This window comes from Cuspidothrix issatschenkoi CHARLIE-1, from assembly GCF_002934005.1.
GTDB lineage: Bacteria > Cyanobacteriota > Cyanobacteriia > Cyanobacteriales > Nostocaceae > Cuspidothrix > Cuspidothrix issatschenkoi.
This window is the reverse complement of sequence record NZ_PGEM01000060.1, coordinates 1-20,773: the sequence shown is the minus strand read 5'-3', so window position 1 is coordinate 20,773 and position 20,773 is coordinate 1. Positions and strand designations below refer to the sequence as shown.

General features: G+C 37.2%; 18 protein-coding genes. 12 read left to right on the top strand and 6 right to left on the bottom strand.

Annotated elements, in window-relative coordinates; all coding sequences use genetic code 11:
• Nucleotides 1-60: 60 nt before the first annotated feature.
• Nucleotides 61-474, top strand: coding sequence for an alternative ribosome rescue aminoacyl-tRNA hydrolase ArfB (gene arfB, locus CUN59_RS09180; protein ID WP_104387567.1), 414 nt, complete (start codon nucleotides 61-63; stop codon nucleotides 472-474).
• Between the two features lie 16 nt (nucleotides 475-490).
• Here the strand turns inward: arfB and uvrB are convergent, their stop codons facing one another.
• Complete coding sequence (uvrB, locus tag CUN59_RS09175) at nucleotides 491-2,488, bottom strand: excinuclease ABC subunit UvrB (RefSeq protein ID WP_104387566.1); 1,998 nt, start codon at nucleotides 2,486-2,488, stop codon at nucleotides 491-493.
• 248 nt (nucleotides 2,489-2,736) lie between these two features.
• A complete protein-coding gene (locus CUN59_RS09170) occupies nucleotides 2,737-3,294 on the bottom strand; it encodes a Uma2 family endonuclease (RefSeq protein WP_104387565.1) in 558 nt (185 codons plus the stop codon).
• A gap of 292 nt (nucleotides 3,295-3,586) precedes the next feature.
• On the opposite strand from CUN59_RS09170, the gene CUN59_RS21390 reads away from it, so the two are divergent.
• Genes CUN59_RS21390 through CUN59_RS09160 form a run of 3 tightly spaced genes read left to right on the top strand, consistent with a single transcriptional unit; the run spans nucleotide 3,587 to nucleotide 6,478 of the window.
• A complete protein-coding gene (locus CUN59_RS21390) occupies nucleotides 3,587-3,760 on the top strand; it encodes a hypothetical protein (protein ID WP_165790178.1) in 174 nt (57 codons plus the stop codon).
• The gene (locus CUN59_RS09165; protein WP_104387564.1) at nucleotides 3,757-5,832 is read left to right on the top strand and encodes an AAA family ATPase; all 2,076 of its coding nucleotides are present in this window, start codon (nucleotides 3,757-3,759) and stop codon (nucleotides 5,830-5,832) included. Before CUN59_RS21390 ends, CUN59_RS09165 begins: the two co-directional genes overlap by 4 nt.
• Nucleotides 5,833-5,836: 4 nt before the next feature.
• Complete coding sequence (locus CUN59_RS09160; protein WP_104387563.1) at nucleotides 5,837-6,478, top strand: Uma2 family endonuclease; 642 nt, start codon at nucleotides 5,837-5,839, stop codon at nucleotides 6,476-6,478.
• Nucleotides 6,479-6,536: 58 nt separating this feature from the next.
• Here CUN59_RS09160 and cphA read toward each other — a convergent pair whose 3' ends face one another.
• Nucleotides 6,537-9,233 (bottom strand): cyanophycin synthetase, encoded by a 2,697-nt coding sequence (cphA, locus tag CUN59_RS09155; RefSeq protein WP_104387562.1) that lies wholly within the window; start codon nucleotides 9,231-9,233, stop codon nucleotides 6,537-6,539.
• A 169-nt stretch (nucleotides 9,234-9,402) separates the two neighbouring features.
• Nucleotides 9,403-10,266, bottom strand: coding sequence for a cyanophycinase (locus tag CUN59_RS09150; protein WP_104387561.1), 864 nt, complete (start codon nucleotides 10,264-10,266; stop codon nucleotides 9,403-9,405).
• Nucleotides 10,267-10,797: 531 nt separating this feature from the next.
• On the opposite strand from CUN59_RS09150, the gene trmD reads away from it, so the two are divergent.
• The 5 genes from trmD (at nucleotide 10,798) to CUN59_RS09125 (ending at nucleotide 15,039) form a co-directional block, all read left to right on the top strand.
• The gene (trmD, locus tag CUN59_RS09145; RefSeq protein WP_104387560.1) at nucleotides 10,798-11,535 is read left to right on the top strand and encodes a tRNA (guanosine(37)-N1)-methyltransferase TrmD; all 738 of its coding nucleotides are present in this window, start codon (nucleotides 10,798-10,800) and stop codon (nucleotides 11,533-11,535) included.
• Between the two features lie 2 nt (nucleotides 11,536-11,537).
• Complete coding sequence (ispF, locus tag CUN59_RS09140; RefSeq protein WP_104387559.1) at nucleotides 11,538-12,020, top strand: 2-C-methyl-D-erythritol 2,4-cyclodiphosphate synthase; 483 nt, start codon at nucleotides 11,538-11,540, stop codon at nucleotides 12,018-12,020.
• Nucleotides 12,021-12,111: 91 nt separating this feature from the next.
• The gene (locus CUN59_RS09135) at nucleotides 12,112-12,564 is read left to right on the top strand and encodes a type I restriction enzyme HsdR N-terminal domain-containing protein (RefSeq protein WP_104387558.1); all 453 of its coding nucleotides are present in this window, start codon (nucleotides 12,112-12,114) and stop codon (nucleotides 12,562-12,564) included.
• A 35-nt stretch (nucleotides 12,565-12,599) separates the two neighbouring features.
• Entirely contained in the window at nucleotides 12,600-13,229 is a 630-nt protein-coding gene (locus CUN59_RS09130) for a PIN domain-containing protein (RefSeq protein WP_104387557.1), read from the top strand.
• A 25-nt stretch (nucleotides 13,230-13,254) separates the two neighbouring features.
• The gene (locus tag CUN59_RS09125) at nucleotides 13,255-15,039 is read left to right on the top strand and encodes an ABC transporter substrate-binding protein (protein ID WP_104387575.1); all 1,785 of its coding nucleotides are present in this window, start codon (nucleotides 13,255-13,257) and stop codon (nucleotides 15,037-15,039) included.
• 8 nt (nucleotides 15,040-15,047) lie between these two features.
• On the opposite strand, the gene CUN59_RS09120 is transcribed toward CUN59_RS09125, so the two are convergent.
• Complete coding sequence (locus tag CUN59_RS09120; RefSeq protein WP_104387556.1) at nucleotides 15,048-15,962, bottom strand: mechanosensitive ion channel family protein; 915 nt, start codon at nucleotides 15,960-15,962, stop codon at nucleotides 15,048-15,050.
• Between the two features lie 50 nt (nucleotides 15,963-16,012).
• On the bottom strand, nucleotides 16,013-17,656 hold the full coding sequence (locus CUN59_RS09115) for a mechanosensitive ion channel family protein (protein WP_243406905.1): 1,644 nt from the start codon (nucleotides 17,654-17,656) through the stop codon (nucleotides 16,013-16,015).
• A gap of 289 nt (nucleotides 17,657-17,945) precedes the next feature.
• On the opposite strand from CUN59_RS09115, the gene larB reads away from it, so the two are divergent.
• From larB to argH, 3 genes are all read left to right on the top strand, one after another.
• A complete protein-coding gene (gene larB, locus CUN59_RS09110) occupies nucleotides 17,946-18,731 on the top strand; it encodes a nickel pincer cofactor biosynthesis protein LarB (RefSeq protein WP_104387554.1) in 786 nt (261 codons plus the stop codon).
• 212 nt (nucleotides 18,732-18,943) lie between these two features.
• Nucleotides 18,944-19,162 carry a hypothetical protein gene (locus CUN59_RS09105; RefSeq protein WP_104387553.1) on the top strand — a complete coding sequence of 73 codons (219 nt, stop codon included), beginning with the start codon at nucleotides 18,944-18,946 and terminating at the stop codon, nucleotides 19,160-19,162.
• A 213-nt stretch (nucleotides 19,163-19,375) separates the two neighbouring features.
• Nucleotides 19,376-20,758 (top strand): argininosuccinate lyase, encoded by a 1,383-nt coding sequence (gene argH, locus CUN59_RS09100; RefSeq protein ID WP_104387552.1) that lies wholly within the window; start codon nucleotides 19,376-19,378, stop codon nucleotides 20,756-20,758.
• Nucleotides 20,759-20,773: the final 15 nt, after the last annotated feature.

Genomic DNA, 20,773 nt, shown 5'->3' with positions numbered 1-20,773 from the left:
CCCAGTTAAGAGTTCCCTCTCCTCACAGACAACTTTTTCAGCAACCCCTAAATATAAGCAATGATAGAAATTTCTCAGACAGTAATCATCCCTGATAGTGATATTGAAATTAGTGCAATTCGTTCTCAGGGTGCAGGTGGTCAAAATGTTAATAAAGTTGCTACTGCTATTCATTTGCGCTTTAATATTGGTGCTTCTTCCTTACCAGAAATCTATAAAGAACGGCTTTTAAAGCTGAAAGATAACCGCATTACTATTGAGGGAGTTGTGGTTATTAAAGCTCAGGAATACCGCAGTCAAGAACAGAATAAGGAAGAGGCTTTCAAACGACTTCAAGAACTAATTAAAAGTGTTTCTGTTTTACCCCGAAAGCGCAAACGCACTAAACCAAGTCGGAGTTCTCAAAGAAAACGTCTTGATAGTAAAAATAAACGCGGACAAATTAAGTTGACTAGAGGAAAAATCACAGAATAATCACCTTTGATATATATTAATGTCCTAACATTTTATCTCGCAGATGCTTAATGCGATCGCGTAATTTTGCCGCTTCCTCAAATTCCATCTTCTTCGCTGCTTCCTTCATCTGTTTTTCTAAAACTGTAATTAACTCTGGAATATCTTCCAAAGATAGTTCATCTAAATGTTCATCAACAATTTTTAAATCACTGGCATTTAAACGCCGAGAGACATCTAAAAATGATAAAATCGCATTACTTGACCGTTTCTTAATCGGTTGCGGTGTAATTCCATGTAGTTTATTATAAGCCATTTGAATTCCTCTTCTTCTATCAGTTTCATCAATGGCTTTAATCATACTATCGGTTAATTTATCAGCATATAAAATTGCTTTTCCTTTAACATGACGTGCAGCACGGCCGATAGTTTGAATGAGAGAACGTTCTGTTCTCAAAAATCCTTCTTTATCTGCATCCATAATTGCAACTAAAGAAACTTCTGGTAAATCTAAACCTTCTCGTAGTAAATTTACACCAACTAACACATCAAAAACACCATTTTGCAAATCTTGTAAAATTTCTATACGTTGAATAGAATTAATTTCTGAATGCAAATATCTGATTCTAATTCCCCTTTCTTCTAAATATTCCGTCAAATCTTCCGCCATGCGTTTAGTTAATGTAGTAATTAAGGTTCTTTCCTGACGGTCAACGCGATCCTTTATTTCTCCTAATAAATCATCAATTTGTCCTTCCGTGGGACGCACAAATATTTCTGGATCGACTACTCCCGTCGGTCTAATTACTTGTTCAATAATATTGTCTTCGGAAATTTCTAATTCCCAATTGCCTGGAGTTGCAGAAACGAAAATACATTGATTAACTTTTTGCCAAAATTCTTCAGCTTTTAAAGGACGGTTATCCGCCGCACTAGGAAGACGAAAACCATGATCAATTAATACTTTTTTTCTCGCTTGATCTCCGTTATACATTCCTCGAATTTGGGGAACGGTAACATGAGATTCATCTATGACTAATAACCAATCTTTAGGAAAATAATCAATTAAACATTCTGGTGGTTCTCCCGCTTGTCTACCTGCTAAATGACGAGAGTAATTTTCGACCCCGTTACAATATCCCACTTCTCTTAACATTTCCAAATCATAACGGGTACGTTGATCAATGCGTTGTGCTTCAACTAATTTACCCATTGATTCTAACAGTAATTGTTGCTGTTTTAATTCTGCGGCAATATCTTGACAAGCTAGTTCTACTCTCTCTGTAGGGGTAACAAAGTGACGCGCAGGGTAGATATTTACTGCTTCTAAACTGTTGAGAATTTCCCCAGATACAGGATCAACATATCTAATAGCATCAATTTCGTCCCCAAAAAATTCTACTCGAATAATTCTATCTTCATAAGCAGGAGAAATTTCTAATACATCACCCCGAACTCGGAATTTTCCTCTCCCCATTTCTATATCATTACGACTATATTGAACTGCTGTTAAATCCCGTAAAACTTGACGCGGATCAATTTCCATTCCTAGTTGTAAACGAACTGCCGCTTTGAGATATTCCGCCGGCATTCCTAAACCATAAATGCAACTAATGGAAGCAACAACAATTACATCCCGACGTTCAAATAAGGAACGAGTAGCGGAATGTCGTAACATATCTATTTCTTCATTAATTGCTGATGTTTTTTCTATATAAGTATCAGTAACAGGGATGTATGCTTCCGGTTGATAGTAATCGTAATAACTGACAAAATACTCCACTGCATTATGCGGAAAAAACTCCCGCAGTTCGTTACACAACTGGGCTGCTAATGTCTTATTATGTGCTAATACTAAGGTCGGTTTGCCAACTTTTTCAATAACTGCGGCGATGGAAAAGGTCTTCCCCGTTCCCGTTGCACCCAGTAATGTTTGATAATGATTTCCTTTTTGAATACTAGCAGAAAGTTTAGCGATCGCTTGTGGTTGATCACCGGTAGGAATAAAAGGTGCTTGCAGATGAAAATTCATTATCTAGCTTTATCGTCACACCCAGCAATTCTACACAATTTCTTTTATATCTGGCGCGAAATTTTTTTTTCCCGGTTTGGCTTGTAACATCGCCGGCGATGTGCTACATTAATATAATCAGGTGGTGATAAAATTTTTATGGAAGCATGGGTTACCATTATAAAAGTATCACGCATTGCAGCACAAGTCAAGCCCCGGAACCTAAATTTATTTTTGCCGGCTCAAAAAAGCCGTACACAATTGATTTATTATTAAAATCCTTGTAGTAAACGTTGAATAGAAATTTTAATTTCTGGAAATGCTAAAGGAGATATTTCACCGCAAGTAAAGGTTAATTCTCTAGAATAATTACCACTTATTGGTTCTCTAAACACTTTTAGTTGTTGATTTTTTAAGTCTACTACCCAATACTCATTAATTAATGCAGCAGCATAGGTTTTGCGTTTTATCTCTAAATCTTTACTTAGGGTAGTTTGAGAATATTCGATTAACCAAAATATATTTTCAGGGTAAGGATGATGACTGCGATAAATAGCCCGCAGTGGTTCAACTATTGCTAAATCTGGTTCTGGTTCTGAATTGCTATTAGGTATTGTAATAGGTTTTGCATCTCTTACTAGTGCTTTTGAACCGAGTAGTTCCCGCAAATATTCAGCAGAATCAGTATTAATTTGCGCGTGTTCTGGTCCTTCCGGTGCCATGTTGATAATTTCTCCATTTAGTAGTTCAACTTGACGACCAGTTAAAAGGCCAATTTCAATCATGCGATGATAGTCGTCTAAACTCCATTTAGCAATAGTAACTGTCATATTTAGTCTTCCTAAAGCTACGGTACGATTTTCATTTTCATTTTAATTTGATATAGCAATTGTGTATCTAATCCAAGTGCATAACCCTATAATAGTCGGTTTTAACCAACTTTAGCTATCAGACAGGGAATAAATTCCCTGGCTTCTGGCTTCTAGGTGCGTTAAAATTTGTAATAAACCAAAGGCTGGTTGTGTATACCGCTATGTATAAAGTGGAATGGGATGAGGGCAGATAGATAAAAATAGTATCAGAAGTGGTTAAAATAGAAAATAAATCTATTGTTGTTGGGAAATGATACCAGAATCAAATATTGAAGATGTGCAAGAACCTATTAGTAGCGCACCTCCAGAAGTAAAACAAATTATTGAGAAGGTATGGAAATTAGAAAAAAGTAGATTAGATAGAAAGAGTAAAGGACATATTAATGATGATATTCTAGCCATTGTCAAGGAAGTAGTGCAATGAAGCTAACTTCAATTAAATTATGTAATTTTCGTTCCTTTTATGGGAAGACACCAGAAATAAGTTTAGCTGGTGGAAATGTTCGCAATACAACGATGATTTATGGTAGTAATGGCGCAGGAAAAACGAGTATTTTAAATGCCTTTACCTGGGTATTATATGAGAAATTTACTGCTGCATTTGCGTCCACAGAACAATTAGTAAATAAAAGAGCGATCGCCGAATCCCAACCAGGAGAACCTGTAGAATGTTCAGTAGAAATTGGTTGGGAACATGAAAATATTCGCTATCGTGCTAAACGTGCTTGTCGAGTTTATAAAAATCAAAGTGATTTAATAGAAACCGGGAAAACACAGCTAACAATGTGGTTAGGTGGAGACGATGGCCAATGGAAAATTCCCAATCAATTACCAGAGGAAATCATTACCCAAATTTTACCAGCAAGTTTACATCAATACTTTTTCTTTGATGGTGAACGGATAGAAGAAATTGTCCGTTCTGATAATAAAGTAGAAATTTCGGAAGCAATTAGAACTTTTTTAGGTGTAGAAGTAATTGAACTTTCTATCCGACATTTAAAAGATGCTAAAAAATCCTTAGAAACTGAGTTAAAACACATTGGTGATGCAGAAACTAAACAATTATTAACTCAAAAAGAAAAACTAGAACTAGACATTGAAAATATCCATAAACGACAAAAGGAAATAAAGCAAGAGTTGGAATATCAACAGACATTTAAAAAAGAAGTTAGTAATAGACTAAGAGAATTAAGTGCTGTTAAAGAATTGCAGGAAAGAAAACAAAAATTAGAATCAGAAAGAAATGGCTTACGGGAAGAATTAAAGAAAACTAAAGATAATTTAAAAAAAGTTATTTCATCACGGGGTTATACAGTCCTATTATCAGAAACTACTGCCAATTTTCGAGAAATATTCACAAATTTGAAACAAAGTGGTCAATTAAAAGCAGGAATTTCACGGGAATTTGTTAATGATTTACTCAATAATGGACGCTGCATTTGTGGTGCAGACTTAAAAGAAGGAACTCATACTCATTTCCATGTCAAAAACTTAATGAAGAAAGTCGGTTCTTCCACAGTAGAAGAAACCGCTATTAGAATGAGCGCGCAAATTGATGAAATTGATAACCAAGCAAGTTCTTTTTGGGAAGAAACCAATAGAGAACAAGCACGAATTCAACAATTAAGAGAAAACTTAAATCAAGTTGAGTTAGAATTAGCAACTATTCAGGAACAACTACGCAAAGATCCTAATGAAGAGATTAGTAGTTTACAAAAACGTTTGGATGAAATTGAAGATAAAATTGACGAATTAAATCGAGAACAGGGTGCAAACCAACAAGAAATTTCCCATCTGAAACCAGATATTGAAGTTTTGATTAAACAAATATCTAAACAAAAACAAAATGAAGAAAAGCAATTACTAGCACAACGACGCATTAACGCTACTGAGGATGCAATTGAACGATTAACAGAAGTTAAAAATCGTCAAGAAAATCAGTTTCGTTTGCAATTGGAACAGCGAGTACAGGAAATTTTTTCTGATATCTCTTTTACTCCATACATTCCCAAAATTAGCGAAAAATATGAATTGAGTTTAGTAGAAAATACCACAGGAATAGAAGCACCAGTCGCAGCTTCCACAGGAGAAAATCAAATTCTCAGTTTATCTTTTATCGCTAGTATCATTGATAAAGTCCGCGACTGGAGTGAGAAGAAAAAAATGATGATGCTTCCTGATAGTAGCACTTTTCCCATTGTGATGGATTCTCCTTTTGGCAGTTTAGATGCTAATTCCCGTCGTCATATTGCCAGAACTATTCCTAAATTAGCAAATCAGTTAATTGTCTTAGTCACTAAAACACAATGGAGAGTAGAAGTTGAAGAAGAAATTGCGGATAAAATTGGCAAGGAATATGTGTTAGTTTACTATTCTTCTAAACCGAATTGTGAACAGGATTTTATTGAATTGAGAGGTGAAAAATATGCTTTAATCAGACAAAGTTTAAATGGTTTTGAATATACAGAAATTATTGAAGTAGAAAGAGAGAGGTAATGTCATGGTTGTTGCTAATTTACCGCAGATAGTTTCAGATACCTGGGTAAAAGTCAGTTGGGATCAATTTAGGGAAATAGCTGATCACTGTGATTATCAGCAAGGAAAATTTTACTACTATCAAAATTATATGAGGGTTGAAATGTCTCCAGTTGGTTCAATTCATGGTAGCAATAACAATGTTGTTGCTAATGTCGTTAATTTATATGCAACATTGAAAAATATTAAAATCAAAGGATGGGTAAATACAACTTTTCGTAAAACAAATGAAAGTGAATGTCAACCTGATTTAGCTTTTTATATTGGTGATAAAGTCAAATTTCCACCTTTAAATAATTCACCTGTGAATATTAATGAGTTAGATGCACCAACTTTAGTTATAGAAATTGCTGTTTATTCTGTTAATGATGATTTGGGGTTTAAGCGGTTACTTTATGAAAGATTGGGAGTAAAAGAATATTGGATAATGGATGGCAATAATAATGATATAATTGCCTTTGAAATTATTGATGGTGGTAGCAGAAGAATTGAAGCATCAAAAGTTTTACCAGGTTTACAAATAGCGATTATTAAAGAAGCAATGCAACGTAGTCAACATCAAGATGATGGCAAAATTAACCGTTGGTTACTGGAAATTTTTAAATAAATAACCCCCGGACCTGTATGAATCAGTCTGAGGGTAAATTACAGATCACAAAGGTATACTAAATTAGGGTATTAACCACAGAAGAAGGTGATACCCCATTTTGGGAATCATTATTGTTGAACTGCTGTGGTTGAATATCTTCCTGTATACCGCGAATTTTAATTAACTTAATCGCTCGACTGACGCTTTCTGGTAGAATTACCACCAGACTACCTTCAGGTGCTATGTCTAAAGCTTTGTTAATCGCGCTAGTTTCATCCAGGATTGATTCAAAGCGGTAATTAGGTCGGGCTTGGGTAATACCTTGAGCAATTAAATCTGAAGCTGAACCGCGAGGTCGGCCTCTGGTATCATCATCTTCTTTGACAATGATGTAATCAAAGATATCTACCGATAATTTGCCTAAAGTGACAAAATCTTCATCACGGCGATCGCCTGGGCCACCAACCACACCAATGCGTTGTCCCGTTGTCCAATTGCGGACAAAAGACCCCAAAGCCTCGTAACTGGCGGGGTTATGGGCATAATCTACCAAAGCATGATGTTTACCCAAATTAAACAAATTCATCCGTCCTGGGGTTTGACTCACAGAAGCGCGGAAGCTTCTTAAACCAGCACGAATTTGATCAATGGTAACATCTTGCACAAAAGCCGCCAAACTCGCAGCTAAAGCATTAGCAATCATAAATGGCGCTCTTGCACCCATTGTTAAGGGGATATTTTCTGCTCTTTCAATTTGGTGTGTCCAGTCACCCTTCACAATGGACAGATAACCATGTTCATAAACTGCGGCCACTCCACCCTTTTGGATATGCTTCCGCACCAGTTCGGAATCAGGATTCATGGTGAAGTAGGCAATATTGGCCTTAGTTTTTTTTGCCATCGCTGCAACACGCTGATCGTCGGCATTGAGAACAGCATAACCATCAGGAAATACAGCTTCAGCAACTACACTTTTCAAATGAGCTAACTGCTCAATAGTATCTATATCACCAATACCTAAATGATCAGCAGATACATTTAATACTACACCTACGTTAGCATTTTCAAAACCCAACCCGGAGCGTAGAATGCCACCACGAGCCGATTCTAATACCGCCACTTCTACAGTCGGATCTTGGAGGATGACATGGGCGCTTTGGGGACCTGTATTATCTCCTGATTCCACTAAGAAATCACCAATATATGTACCATCTGTAGTTGTATAGCCGACTACTTTACCTGTTTGCTTATAAATATGTGCTAAAAGGCGAGTAGTCGTAGTTTTACCATTTGTACCTGTAACAGTGAGAATGGGAATGCGACTAGATTGATCATGGGGGAATAGCATATCCATCACCGCTCCAGCAACGTTGCGGGATTTGCCAATACTAGGAGCAACGTGCATACGGAAACCAGGGGCAGCATTGACTTCCACAATTACCCCATCTAGTTCTCGCAAAGGACGACTAATATCTGAAGTGACAATATCTATTCCAGCTACATCTAACCCGATGATTCTGACTACCCGTTGAGCTAACCAAATATTTTCCGGGTGAATTTCATCCGTACGATCTACGGCACTACCACCTGTACTCAAATTTGCTGTAGCTCGCAGGTAACAAATATCACCTTTAGGTGGTACACTATTCACAGTGTATCCTTGTCTATCTAGTAATTGATAGCTGTTACGGTCTAGCTCAATCTTCGTTAAGACATTATCATGGCCTTCTCCGCGATTGGGGTCTTTGTTAGTTTCTTCAATGAGTTCAGCAATAGTAGATTTGCCATTACCAATCACATGGGCGGGAACTCGTTCTGCTACAGCTACAACTTTGCCATTAACTACTAATACCCGATGGTCACGACCTACATAATAGCGTTCGACAATGATGGATCGAGAAACCTGTCTAGCGATTTCATAAGCGGCTTCGGCCTCTTCCCAGGTGCGGATATCAATGGTGATCCCCCGTCCATGGTTGCCATCTAAAGGCTTAATCACAATGGGATAACCACCAACATATTCAACGGCTTCTTCCAAATCATCAAAGAAATTGATGACTGTACCTCTAGGAACTGGTACACCGTTGGCATCAAGAATACGTTTTGTGGCTTCTTTATCACAAGCTAGTTCTACACCGAGAATGCCTGTGTTGTTGGTCATCGTGGCTTGAATCCGTTTTTGATGGATACCATAGCCCAACTGAATCAAAAACCTAGCAGGTAAAGGCATCCAGGGAATACCTTTCTTTTCAGCTTCTTTAATAATGGCTTCTGTGGAAGGGCCAAGGGAAGCATCCCGCCAAAAATCCTTGAGGTCTTGGATATCTTGTTCTAATTCGGCTTTGGGGTAACGTCCACGGTCAATAATACTTTGACATAGCCGCACTGCGGCACGTCCCGCATAGCGACCTGCTTCTTCATTTAGGTACTCAATGACTACCTGGTAAATTCCAGGATTGGCAGTCTCACGGGTGCGACCGAAACCTACGTGCATTCCAGCCAATTCCTGGAGTTCCAAGGCTACGTGCTCCACGATATGACCCATCATTGTACCTTCTCGCACCCGCATTAGAAAACCACCACGACAGCCTGGGGAGCAATAGTGACCCTCTAAACTGGGCAATGCCTCTACTAATCCTTCATAAAAGCCAGGTATTTCATTGGAGGGCGTTTCGGCAAGATTTTCGAGATCGAGGCGCATGATGATCAGTTTATTTCGGCGAATGCTCCAATAGTTGGGGCCGCGTAAGGTCTGGATCTTGAGGATTCTCATGGGAATAGGTAGATGGAGATTCGGAACCAAATTTCTAGTTTCTCACTGGAATTGACCGCTTAACTGTTAAGTATTAACAGTTTTCTCTAGATAGATGTATCTAAGAGGTAGACAGAGATAAATCACAGTGCGGCCAAATTTCAGTTGTAACCTGAGATACTCTATACAGTCAGCTAGAGATCCGATGCACAGCAGGTAAAACAGTACGTTGGTAAAGATGGAAGCGATCTCCGTAACTGAGGATATGTAGTCTTAAATTATGTACTGTCAAGGGTTCGTTAGCACTAACATTAGGTTCGTTAGTATGGGTGAGTTCTGTGGGATCAACAATGGTCACACTGCCTTTACCCATAACTTGTAGCCAACCATCTCGTTCAAACACAGCACAGGTATCTTCATCAATACCAATGCCTAGTCTATCAGGATGTGCAGCGATCGCACTGACAAGTCGCCCCATCCGATTCCGGTTATGAAAATGTTGGTCAACTACAACTTCAGGAATAAATCCCAAGCCAGTGGCCATGTCTACCAGGGAACGATTAGGTGTTTCTCCACTTCCGCCACCGGCGATCATGTGATGTCCCATAACGGCTGCTCCAGCACTTGTACCTGCTAAAGTCAGTTGTCCGGCTCTTACACGCTGGCGGATAATTTCCATGGCTGGTGTATCGGATAGGACTCCACAAAGGCGCAATTGGTCTCCTCCTGTCAAGAAGACACCAGTACAGGCTTCTAGGGATGCTTTAATCTCAGGATTTTCGCATTGTTCCCGTTCACGAATATCTAAAATTTCAACCTTTTGGGCACCCATTTCTTCAAAAATGCGAATATACCTACCACCGATAATGGCAGGCTCCCGGGAGGCTGATGGAATTATTGTAATATACGCCTTGTTACCACCAGCACGAACAAAAAAAGTTCTCAGAATTTCTCGTCCATGAACTTTATCTTCCGCGCCTCCGATAACCAGAACGGCGGTTTTAGTTGCTTGGGGTGTCCTCATTTCCAGCGATTTAACTTCTAACTGCGGCATTGTGTTTCTGCTTGAGGGAGTCAACAACTTCAGGTTAATTCAACAAGGTTGATTACTTACTTGTTAATTTTGCTCTCTGCTTGGTGTGAGAGGACACTGCTGGACACACACGATACTTTAAAATATTACGTCATGTCCGTCGTTCTCATAGCCAGTGCCATTGTTTTTACCTATCTATTATTCCAGAAGTGTTTCACAGTGTTAGGTTCACAATAATTTTCTTCTGGATTTGGTGTTGAGTAGGTCTTGAGACTCTTACTTGGTGAGGCTGTTGATAAGCATCCCGGAAGTTGTTAACTAGGGTAGGATTATAAATTTAAATTGAGTTGTGACAATATTTAAACATAAATTAAGTAATTAGAAAAACTTTTGATCTAACTAAAGTATCACAAGTTTTGGTACTTTTAGATACTATTGGTAGATTTTTCCGTATTTTTACTGTTTCTTTAGGTCTAACCCACGTTACCCTATTAGTTATTGTGTTGGCTAGGTATCTACCCTTAATCTTAGTTCTATCGAATACGAATTACTGTGCGTTTTGATATAGTTACACTTTTTCCTGACTGTTTTACATCAATTCTCAATTCTGGTTTGTTGGCTAAAGCCTTAGCTAAACAGATTGCCCATGTGCATCTGACTAATCCCAGAGACTTTACCACGGACAAGCACCATAAGGTAGATGATGAACCCTATGGTGGTGGGGTGGGAATGCTGATGAAGCCAGAACCGATTTTTACGGCTGTGGAGTCTTTGCCAATTTTAGCCCGGCGAGATGTGATTTTGATGAGTCCCCAAGGACAACCGATGAACCAGCCCTTACTGCGCGAATTAGCCACGAATTACGACCAATTAATTGTGATTTGTGGCCACTACGAAGGAGTAGATGATAGAGTCCTCAATTTAGTGACTCGTGAGGTATCTTTAGGAGATTTTATCCTGACTGGGGGCGAAATTCCCTCTATGGCTTTGATTAATGGGGTGGTACGTCTCCTACCTGGAACCGTGGGGAAGGAGGAATCTCTCAAAAGTGAAAGTTTTGAAGAAGGATTATTAGATTTTCCTCAGTACACTCGTCCTGCTAATTTTCGCGGTTGGAAAGTCCCAGATGTGCTACTAAGTGGTAATCATGCAGCGATCGCTCGTTGGCGTTTTCAACAACAAATTGAACGCACCGCCTCCCGTCGTCCCGATTTACTGAAAAAATGGCACGAAGAGAGGGAGCAGGGGAGCAGAGGAGCAGAGGAGCAGATTTTTCCTACTGACAACTAACTATGAACATCAGAATTGGTAACGGCTACGATATACACAGATTGGTGAGCGATCGCCATTTAATTTTAGGCGGTGTTCACATTCCCCATGAACTCGGTTTGTTAGGACACAGTGACGCTGATGTTCTAACACACGCAATTATGGACGCGATGTTAGGAGCATTATCTTTAGGTGATATAGGACATTATTTCCCTCCCACCGATCCCCAATGGAAAGGGGCTGATAGTCTTGTACTATTGAAACAGGTCAATCAGTTAATTCTTGATCAAGGTTGGAAAATAGGCAATATTGATTCTGTTTTAGTTGCTGAACGTCCCAAATTAAAACCCCATATTTCTAAAATGCGGGATAAATTAGCAGCAGTTTTAAAATTAGAGCCAAATCAAATTGGTGTCAAAGCTACCACTAATGAAAAATTGGGACCAACAGGCAGAGAAGAAGGTATTTGTGCTTATGCTGTGGTTTTGTTGGTAACTGGTGATTAGTTTCCAAAATAGAAAAATGGTTAGCATATAGCTGAACGCTAAACGCAAATATCATAAACAGTTACTCAATTAATTTAGGAGAACTAAGGTAATGGAAGCTATACAATTTAAAAATCGTAAATATTGCATTGATATAACCGTTGTAGATAAAGATGAAAAAATTATTTTATTAGTTGAAGTTAAAACTCATCAAAAATTAGAAAGCGCAGTTTCACAACTCAAATCATATTTGAGAGTTATGGAAACAGAAATTCCTTTTGCTATGTTAGCTAATCTTGAAGAAATTCAGATTTTTAAAGTAAGAAATGATAATGATATGCAATTAAAAATTTCACTAAAAACAGTTGACATACTAAAGTATTATGATGATAAATTTGCTGATAAAAAAATATATGGACTATATTTAATAACCCTTCTAGAAGCTTGGTTAAGAGATTTAGCGTATCATTGGAAATCAGAGATACCGCCTGGATCTGAAGAACTAGCAAAAATTGGTTTATTAGAAAAAATAGAAGGTGGAGATACTTATTCACAGAATGAATAAAAATTGAATCAACTCGAATAATTAGGTAAATTCAGGTGACAATACTTTACATAGAAACTAATTTTTTGATGGCTATTGCCAAAGGACAGGATTCACAAGCGGAAACTCTACTATCTACACCGCCTCACTCAGTCCGTATATTGATACCCAATATTTGTTATATTGAAGCTATATCTGTTTTTAAGATAGAAAAACAAGCCAAACTGTCGTTTGAAAAGGAAATGAATAGTAAAATTAGGGAAGCTAGACGCGATCTGACCTCTAATCATGCTCAATCTTTCTGTGGACATTTAGAGCAAGCAATTATTGAAAATCAATCATTACTTAATTATATTCAATCTCGTCTTGATAATGTTATTGAGCGAGAAATTTCTAAAGCAAGAAGCATATATTTAGATTCAGATGGACTCCAGGATATTTGTAAATCAATTTTAACAGAACCAGAAACATTACTAATCAGAAATGATATTATGGATAATTTAATTTTACAATGTATTTTAAATCATGCTAATTCACATTATGGAGAAGAAAAAGCATTTATCAGTAGTAATAGCAAAGATTTTGGTACAACTGAAGTCAGAGAATCTTTAGATAACACTGGAATTAGATATTTTAGGATGGCACAGCATTTTCTCGACTGGTTTAATTCTCGTTCATCAACTTAAAAATAATTATTGAATGATTGAAACTATGACATTAACTAAAACAATACTCAATCACACAAAACGCTTGTTATTATTAATCATAATCATTGCCTTTACAGCAATGACAATGACCGCCTGTACATCAACTAAATTAAAAACCAGTGCTGCTCAAGTACCCCAATTAGTAACCAGTATTCTGAGTGATCCAAAAACATTTAATGCTGCATTAAGTTCGGAATCACCGAATATTTTTGGTTATACTTATGAAGGATTATTAACTCAAAATCCTATTGATGGTAAAATAGAAGGTACATTAGCCCAGTCTTGGGAAATATCACCAGATAAAACCAAAATTACCTTTACCATGCGTGAAGGTTTAAAATGGTCAGATGGTGAACCATTAACAGTTGATGATGTTGTATTTACCTACAATGATATTTATCTCAATCAAAATATCCCCACAGATATTAGAGATATTTTGAGAATTGGTAAAGATCGCAAATTACCAACGGTGAAAAAAATAGATAATAGAAGAGTAGAATTTATTGTACCCGAACCATTTAGACCATTTTTACTCAATACAGGAGCATCTATTTTACCTGCTCATGTTTTAGAAAAATCAGTCAAAACTAAAAATAAAGATGGTAAATTGGAATTTTTAAGTAAATGGGGTGTTGATACTCCTCCCGAAGAATTAATTGTTAATGGCCCTTACAAACTGGAAAGATATGATACGAGTCAACGGGTAATTTTTCGCCGTAACCCCTATTATTGGCGTAAAGATGCCCAAGGTCAACCCCAACCTTATATTGAAAAAATAATTTGGCAAATTGTCGAATCAACTGATACAGCTTTACTACAATTTCGCTCTGGAGACTTAGATAGTATTGGTGTTTCTCCTGATTATTTTTCTCTATTAAAAGTCCAGGAAAAACAAGGAAACTTTAAAATATATAATGGTGGTCCCAGTTCTAGCACCTCTTTTATGTCTTTTAATTTAAATAAGGGAAAAAGAGATGATAAACCCTTAGTTGATCCTATCAAATCCCAATGGTTTAATAATGTAAAATTCCGTCAAGCTGTAGCTTATGCGATTGATAGACAAACCATGTTAAATAATACTTTTCGTGGTTTAGGTACGCCCCAAAATTCTCCTATTTCGGTTCAAAGTCCCTATTATTTATCCCCAGAACAAGGTTTAAAGGTTTATAAATATAATCCTGATAAAGCTAAAGAATTGCTACTAAAAGCAGGATTCAAATATAATCAGAAAAATCTTTTAGTAGATGCTCAAGATAATGAAGTGAGATTTACTTTACTCACCAATGCTGGTAATAAAATTCGGGAATCTATGGGTTCACAAATTAAACAAGATTTGAGTAAAATAGGTATTCAAGTAGATTTCACACCTTTGGCCTGGAATACTTTTCTAGATAAACTTTCTAATACTTTAGATTGGGATACTTGTTTAATTGGCTTGACAGGCGGTTTAGAACCTAATGATGGCGCAAATGTTTGGTCGCCTGATGGGGGATTACATATGTTTAATCAAAAACCCCAAGCAGGACAAAAACCCATAGAAGGGAGGGAAGTTGCAGAATGGGAACAGAAAATTAATGAACTTTATATTCAAGGCGCACAGGAATTTGATGAAGCTAAATTAAAGAAAATTTATGGTGAAAGCCAACAATTAGCACAGGAGTATGTACCGTTCATTCATTTAATCAATCCCTATTCTCTATCAGCAGTGCGAAATAGGTTTGAAGGTATTAAATTTTCTGGTTTGGGTGGTCTTTTTTGGAATATTCATGAAATTAAAGTTATTAGATGAGAACTTTTTTATTTGTTGTCCATAAGTTTGACATTAAATGGGGGTGTTTCTACTAGGTGAATAGTAGTGGAAGCAATACTTATCCTACCGTTTGTATTGTCAAATTCGTCAAGAATACGGCTAAATATGACATCTTTTTTGCCTCGACGTTGTTTGTAGTCCACTACATAACGGAGGGTAAATTCCAGCCAATTATCATTAGCTGCTAAGGTGACAGCAGGTTCAATTTTGGCATCTTCAATTAAATACTTGTGTACCATGTGTTGCCATTGTGCCTTGGCTTGGGACATATATTCCCCGACAACTTCGTTAGCTACCTGTTGTAGAATTTCTCTGGTTAAAGAGCGATCGCTCCCGTATTTTACTGGTACAGTAATTTCATCCCATACAAAGGGAAAATCTGCCGAATAATTAAATACGGGTGTTTTAAACACGAAGCTATTAGCAATTCTAACAATCCTTCCATTATAAAGATCAGCTTTTACCCAAGCACCGCACTCCATTAAGGTAGTACGCAAAATGCTAATATCTATAACATCTCCCATAATTCCACCCAGCAAAACTCTATCTCCTGGGGTGTAAAATTGACCTAAAGAAATAGCTACCCAACCAGCAAAACTACCAATTACTTCTTGTAATGCAAAGGCAACACCAGCACCAATTACCCCAAAAATTACTGTTAGTTTTCCCAGGCTATCACTAAAGATTAAAACAATTAATAAACCCATAATTGCATAGCCAACAAAGGTAATAGCTTTGCGGATACGATAGCGTAAATCAGTATCTTGAACCTGACGTGGTAAAACTTGAGATAAAATTCGGAAAATAATAGCAACTATAATAATACCTGAAATCACTTCAATCAACTTGATAATAGTGGTGTCAGCAAGCAAGTTTTGGATTGTTTTTAAAGAATTTTTCATAAGTTATTTCTGATTAAACAAACAGTTATAGCAGGAGGCAGGAAGTGGAACTATGAATCTGATCTATTTTTAATGTTGTCGAGGTTAAACAGGTTATTTAAGGAGGATAGCCGAAATCCTGGTGGTTTGTAATCTTCAGAAAGATAGTTTTCTGGTATAGTGGTTTGATTACCGTCTCTGACAGCAGAGTAATGAGGAGAAAGAATCTCCATCCCTGCTTCGTTACATTTATCCTGAATATTTTGATGTAGTTCTGAATAAATGTTCGCCATTAGCATGGGTTTATTACTATAAGCGTTTAATTCATAACTAACATAGAAATCATCTAAACTAGTTTGCAAAACAAAGGGAATAGGTTCAGTTAGTATATTATTTGTTGCTAGTGCGGCATCAATTAAAGCTTGATGCACTTTACGCCAGGGTAGATCATAGCCTAGTGTGATTGTAGTATGTATGATGAGATAATAATTAGGGTCTTGAGATAGGGCGGTATAGTTAATAATTTGGCTATTTAATACAGTTCCATTAGGAATAGTAATAATGACATTTTTGATGGTACGAATACGGGTAACTAGTAGTGTTTTTTCTACTATATCACCTATAGCTTCACCAATTTTAATGCGATCGCCCATTTGGAAAGCACGAGTATAAATAAGAATTATTCCCGCGACCACGTTAGTAATAACAGCCGTTGAACCTAGTGAAAATAAAATACCTAAAAATACAGATATACCCTGAAAGGCTGGTGAACCAAATCCCGGTAAATAAGGAAATGCTAATACTAATGCTAAGGCGACTATAATTAAGAATACCAGTTTATAAGTTGGTTCTGCCCAGTCATTATAAAAGCCGGGAACGGATATATTTCCATTACCTAATTCTGTGAAAATATAGCGAATAAATTTAAGACTGTAGTGGGTGATGAAGAAAATTAAGGCTAATGCAAATATATTAGGTAAATAATCAGCAAATGCTAACCAACTTTTATAAATTGCTGCTAGAAAATAACTAATAAGTCTAGAACTTATTTGTTTAGTCCAAGGGAAAAAACTTAAAACTAAAGAAATGTAGATATAAAAAATACTAATTACTATAATTATGCGGATAATTTTAACTAGCCTAGTCACAATATTAATGACTCTAGCTGCGGGTAAAAGTTCTATATTTTGAATTCTTAACTCAGGAATTCTAATTCCTCTCCAATTTTGTAATCTGGTTATAATTATCGGATAAACTTGATTAAATATTTTCAGGAATATCAATAAAAATATTGTTAAAATAAAACTATATAATAGCCCTTTAATAATATAATCTAAACTACGTTCTTTTCTGTATTGATTGATGGCATTTCTAATTATTTCTATACATTTTTCTGCTAGTATTTGTCTTGTTTTATTTGCAGCTTTAGCATCTTTGTCTGTGATAGTAAATAATGTTTTATCCCCTATCACAATACTAGTTATATCTGAATCTTCCACTACTCGCAGGTTATCTATAGATATTAACGGATCATTTGCAATTATTTCCAGTCTATTGGTTACAGCTTGCGCTCGCTCTTGGGGAGAAAATGAACCTACACTTTTTTGAATCACAAATAGTGTTGTATCTCCTAATAATACAGGAGTTCCATCTATTTTATTTACAATTTCTGAATCTTGAACAATAGGTGTAGATTTATCTTGAGCATAACCCATAGATATGTTTATTGTAAAAATAAAACATATCAGAATAAGTATCAATTTATTCAAAATATTTAGATACTTTTTCTTCTTGGTGTATTTGTTCATGATTTGATTAAATTTATGAACTTTATTAACCTACTTGTTATATGGTATCATTAAGGCTATAAACATAATCAACCTAAAAGCAGAGGCGATATTTTGAACAATTTTTATCTAGAAGAGATTTATAGTATAAATTGATGTTTGTATACATCAAACACATATCAATGATAATTATATTCATTTAAAATCTAAAATTGCTGTGACTCAACCCGAAGCTTTGCGATCGCTCTTAGAATCTGTTGCTAATGGTAAAATTAGCCCAGAGATAGCATTTGACTCACTCAAAGACTTAGCCTATCAATCTGTCGGTGAGTTTGCCAAAATAGACAACCATCGTCAATTAAGAACCGGTTTCCCGGAAGTTATTTGGGGACCGGGTAAAACACCTGAACAAATTGCCCAAATTATGGAAGTTATGCGCCACCGCACTTCCGTAGTCATGGCTACGCGCATTGAACCACAAGTATATTCCGCCCTACAAAACAAAGTTAGAGGTATCCATTATTACGAACAAGCCCGCATTTGTGCCATTATTCCCTCTAGCATTGAACCTAGATTTCCCGGTACAATTGGCATTCTTTCCGCCGGTACTGCTGATTTACCGGTTGCCGAAGAAGCTGCTGTCACTGCGGAACTATCCGGTTTCTCTGTCCAGCGTCTATGGGATGTAGGTGTAGCAGGAATTCACCGTTTACTTAGTAACCGTCACCTATTAGAATCAGCATCAGTATTAATCGTAGTGGCGGGAATGGAAGGAGCTTTGCCCAGTGTGGTAGCAGGTTTAGCAGATTGTCCTGTCATTGCTGTTCCTACCAGTATTGGTTATGGTGCGAGTTTTTCCGGTTTAGCCCCTTTGTTAACAATGCTTAATTCTTGTGCGGCGGGTGTAGGGGTAGTAAATATAGATAATGGTTTTGGTGCAGCCGTTTTAGCCGGGCAAATTTTGCGAACTTCAGAAAAATTACGCTTGGCAACAGAAATATAGTAAGGTATGAAAGTAAAGGTTACGTATAATTGCCTGTAATTTTTTATTTGATTAAGTAGGTAAACCGGAAAATTTAAAGGTATGTGAAGAAAAGTAAAATCGCCCAAAACTCTCTTCCCTGTTCCCTGTTCCCTGTTCCAATTTTTAACGCCAACCTACTTAGCTACTTCAACTTTCTTCCTAAGTTTATCACCCTATTTGGTACAAACCCTATGGAATACTTGCATGATTCCTTATCGCCAGTATTAGGTAATTTACACGAACATATTACTTTTTTTATGGCTGACAATTACAGCAATATTAAAGACCCAGACCTTTTAGGTCAAATCCAAGGTTCTTGGAATCACTTTGTCAAAAGTGGGCAAATTTGGGCATTGTGTATTGGTGTAGTTCTTGGCTATATGTTTAAAAGTTTAACAACTTACGGTTAAAGTAATTTTAGATTTTGGATTTTAGATTAATGATAATACGGCGGATGTAAATTAGATACCTAAAATCTTGTATTTTTCTTGATATTTCTCAAACTATCGTTTTAGGCATTTTGTGGAAACTCTGATTGAAACAACAAGATTTTTAACTCACATAAGGCGTATGATTCAAAATCTAATATCTACAAAATAATTTCTTCCTTTCCCCTCAGATTTATGACCGAAAAACAAACTTGGAGTCAGCGTTTTGAATCCGCGCTACATCCGGCGATCGCTCATTTTAATGCCAGTATAAGTTTTGACATTGAACTCATCGAATATGACATTACTGGTTCCCAAGCCCATGCCAAAATGCTGGCTCACACGGGTATAATTTCCCATGAAGAAGGGGAAGCACTATTCACAGGTTTAGAAAAAGTTCGTCAAGAATATCGCCACGGAGAATTCCAGCCAGGCATTGATGCCGAAGATGTCCATTTTGCTGTAGAAAAGCGACTCACGGAAATTGTCGGAGATGTAGGGAAAAAACTCCACACAGCCCGTTCTCGCAATGACCAAGTTGGTACAGATACCCGATTATACCTCCGCGATCAAATCCAACAAATTCGAGAGCAATTACGGGACTTTCAGACAGTCTTACTCGATATAGCCGAAAAAAATATCGAAACCCTAATTCCTGGTTATACCCACCTGCAACGCGCCCAACCTGTCAGTTTAGCCCACCATCTGTTGGCATACTTTCAAATGGCACAACGGGACTGGGAACGCTTGGAAGACGTTTATAGCCGGGTGAATATTTCCCCCTTGGGTTGTGGTGCTTTAGCGGGGACAACCTTCCCCATAGATCGCCACTATACAGCTAAATTATTGCATTTTGATCATATTTATGCTAACAGCTTGGACGGCGTGAGCGATCGGGATTTCGCCATAGAATTTCTCTGTGCTGCTAGTATTATCATGGTTCACCTCAGCCGGCTTTCGGAGGAAGTGATTCTGTGGGCATCAGAAGAATTTCGTTTTGTCACCCTCAAAGATAGCTGTGCCACAGGTTCTAGTATCATGCCCCAAAAGAAAAACCCCGACGTACCCGAATTAGTGCGTGGTAAAACAGGGCGAGTATTTGGTCATTTGCAAGCCATGTTAGTAATTATGAAAGGTTTACCACTGGCCTATAATAAAGACCTCCAGGAAGACAAAGAAGGCATATTTGATACCGTTAATACAGTTAAAGCCTGTTTAGAAGCAATAACAATATTGCTCCAAGAAGGTTTAGAATTTCGTCATCAGCGATTAGCCACAGCAGTTACAGAAGATTTCTCTAATGCTACCGATGTCGCAGATTATCTTGCTGCGCGGGGTGTACCTTTCCGAGAAGCTTATAACATTGTTGGTAAAGTCGTTAAAACTAGTATTGCGGCGGGTAAACTCCTCAAAGATTTACAACTAGAAGAGTGGCAACAAATTCATCCCGCATTTGCAGTAGATATTTATGAAGCTATTTCTCCCCGTCAAGTCGTTGCAGCCCGGAACAGCTATGGCGGCACAGGATTTAATCAAGTAAAACAGGCTATCGTCAATGCTCGTACTCAATTAATATAGCTGTAGACAGAGTAG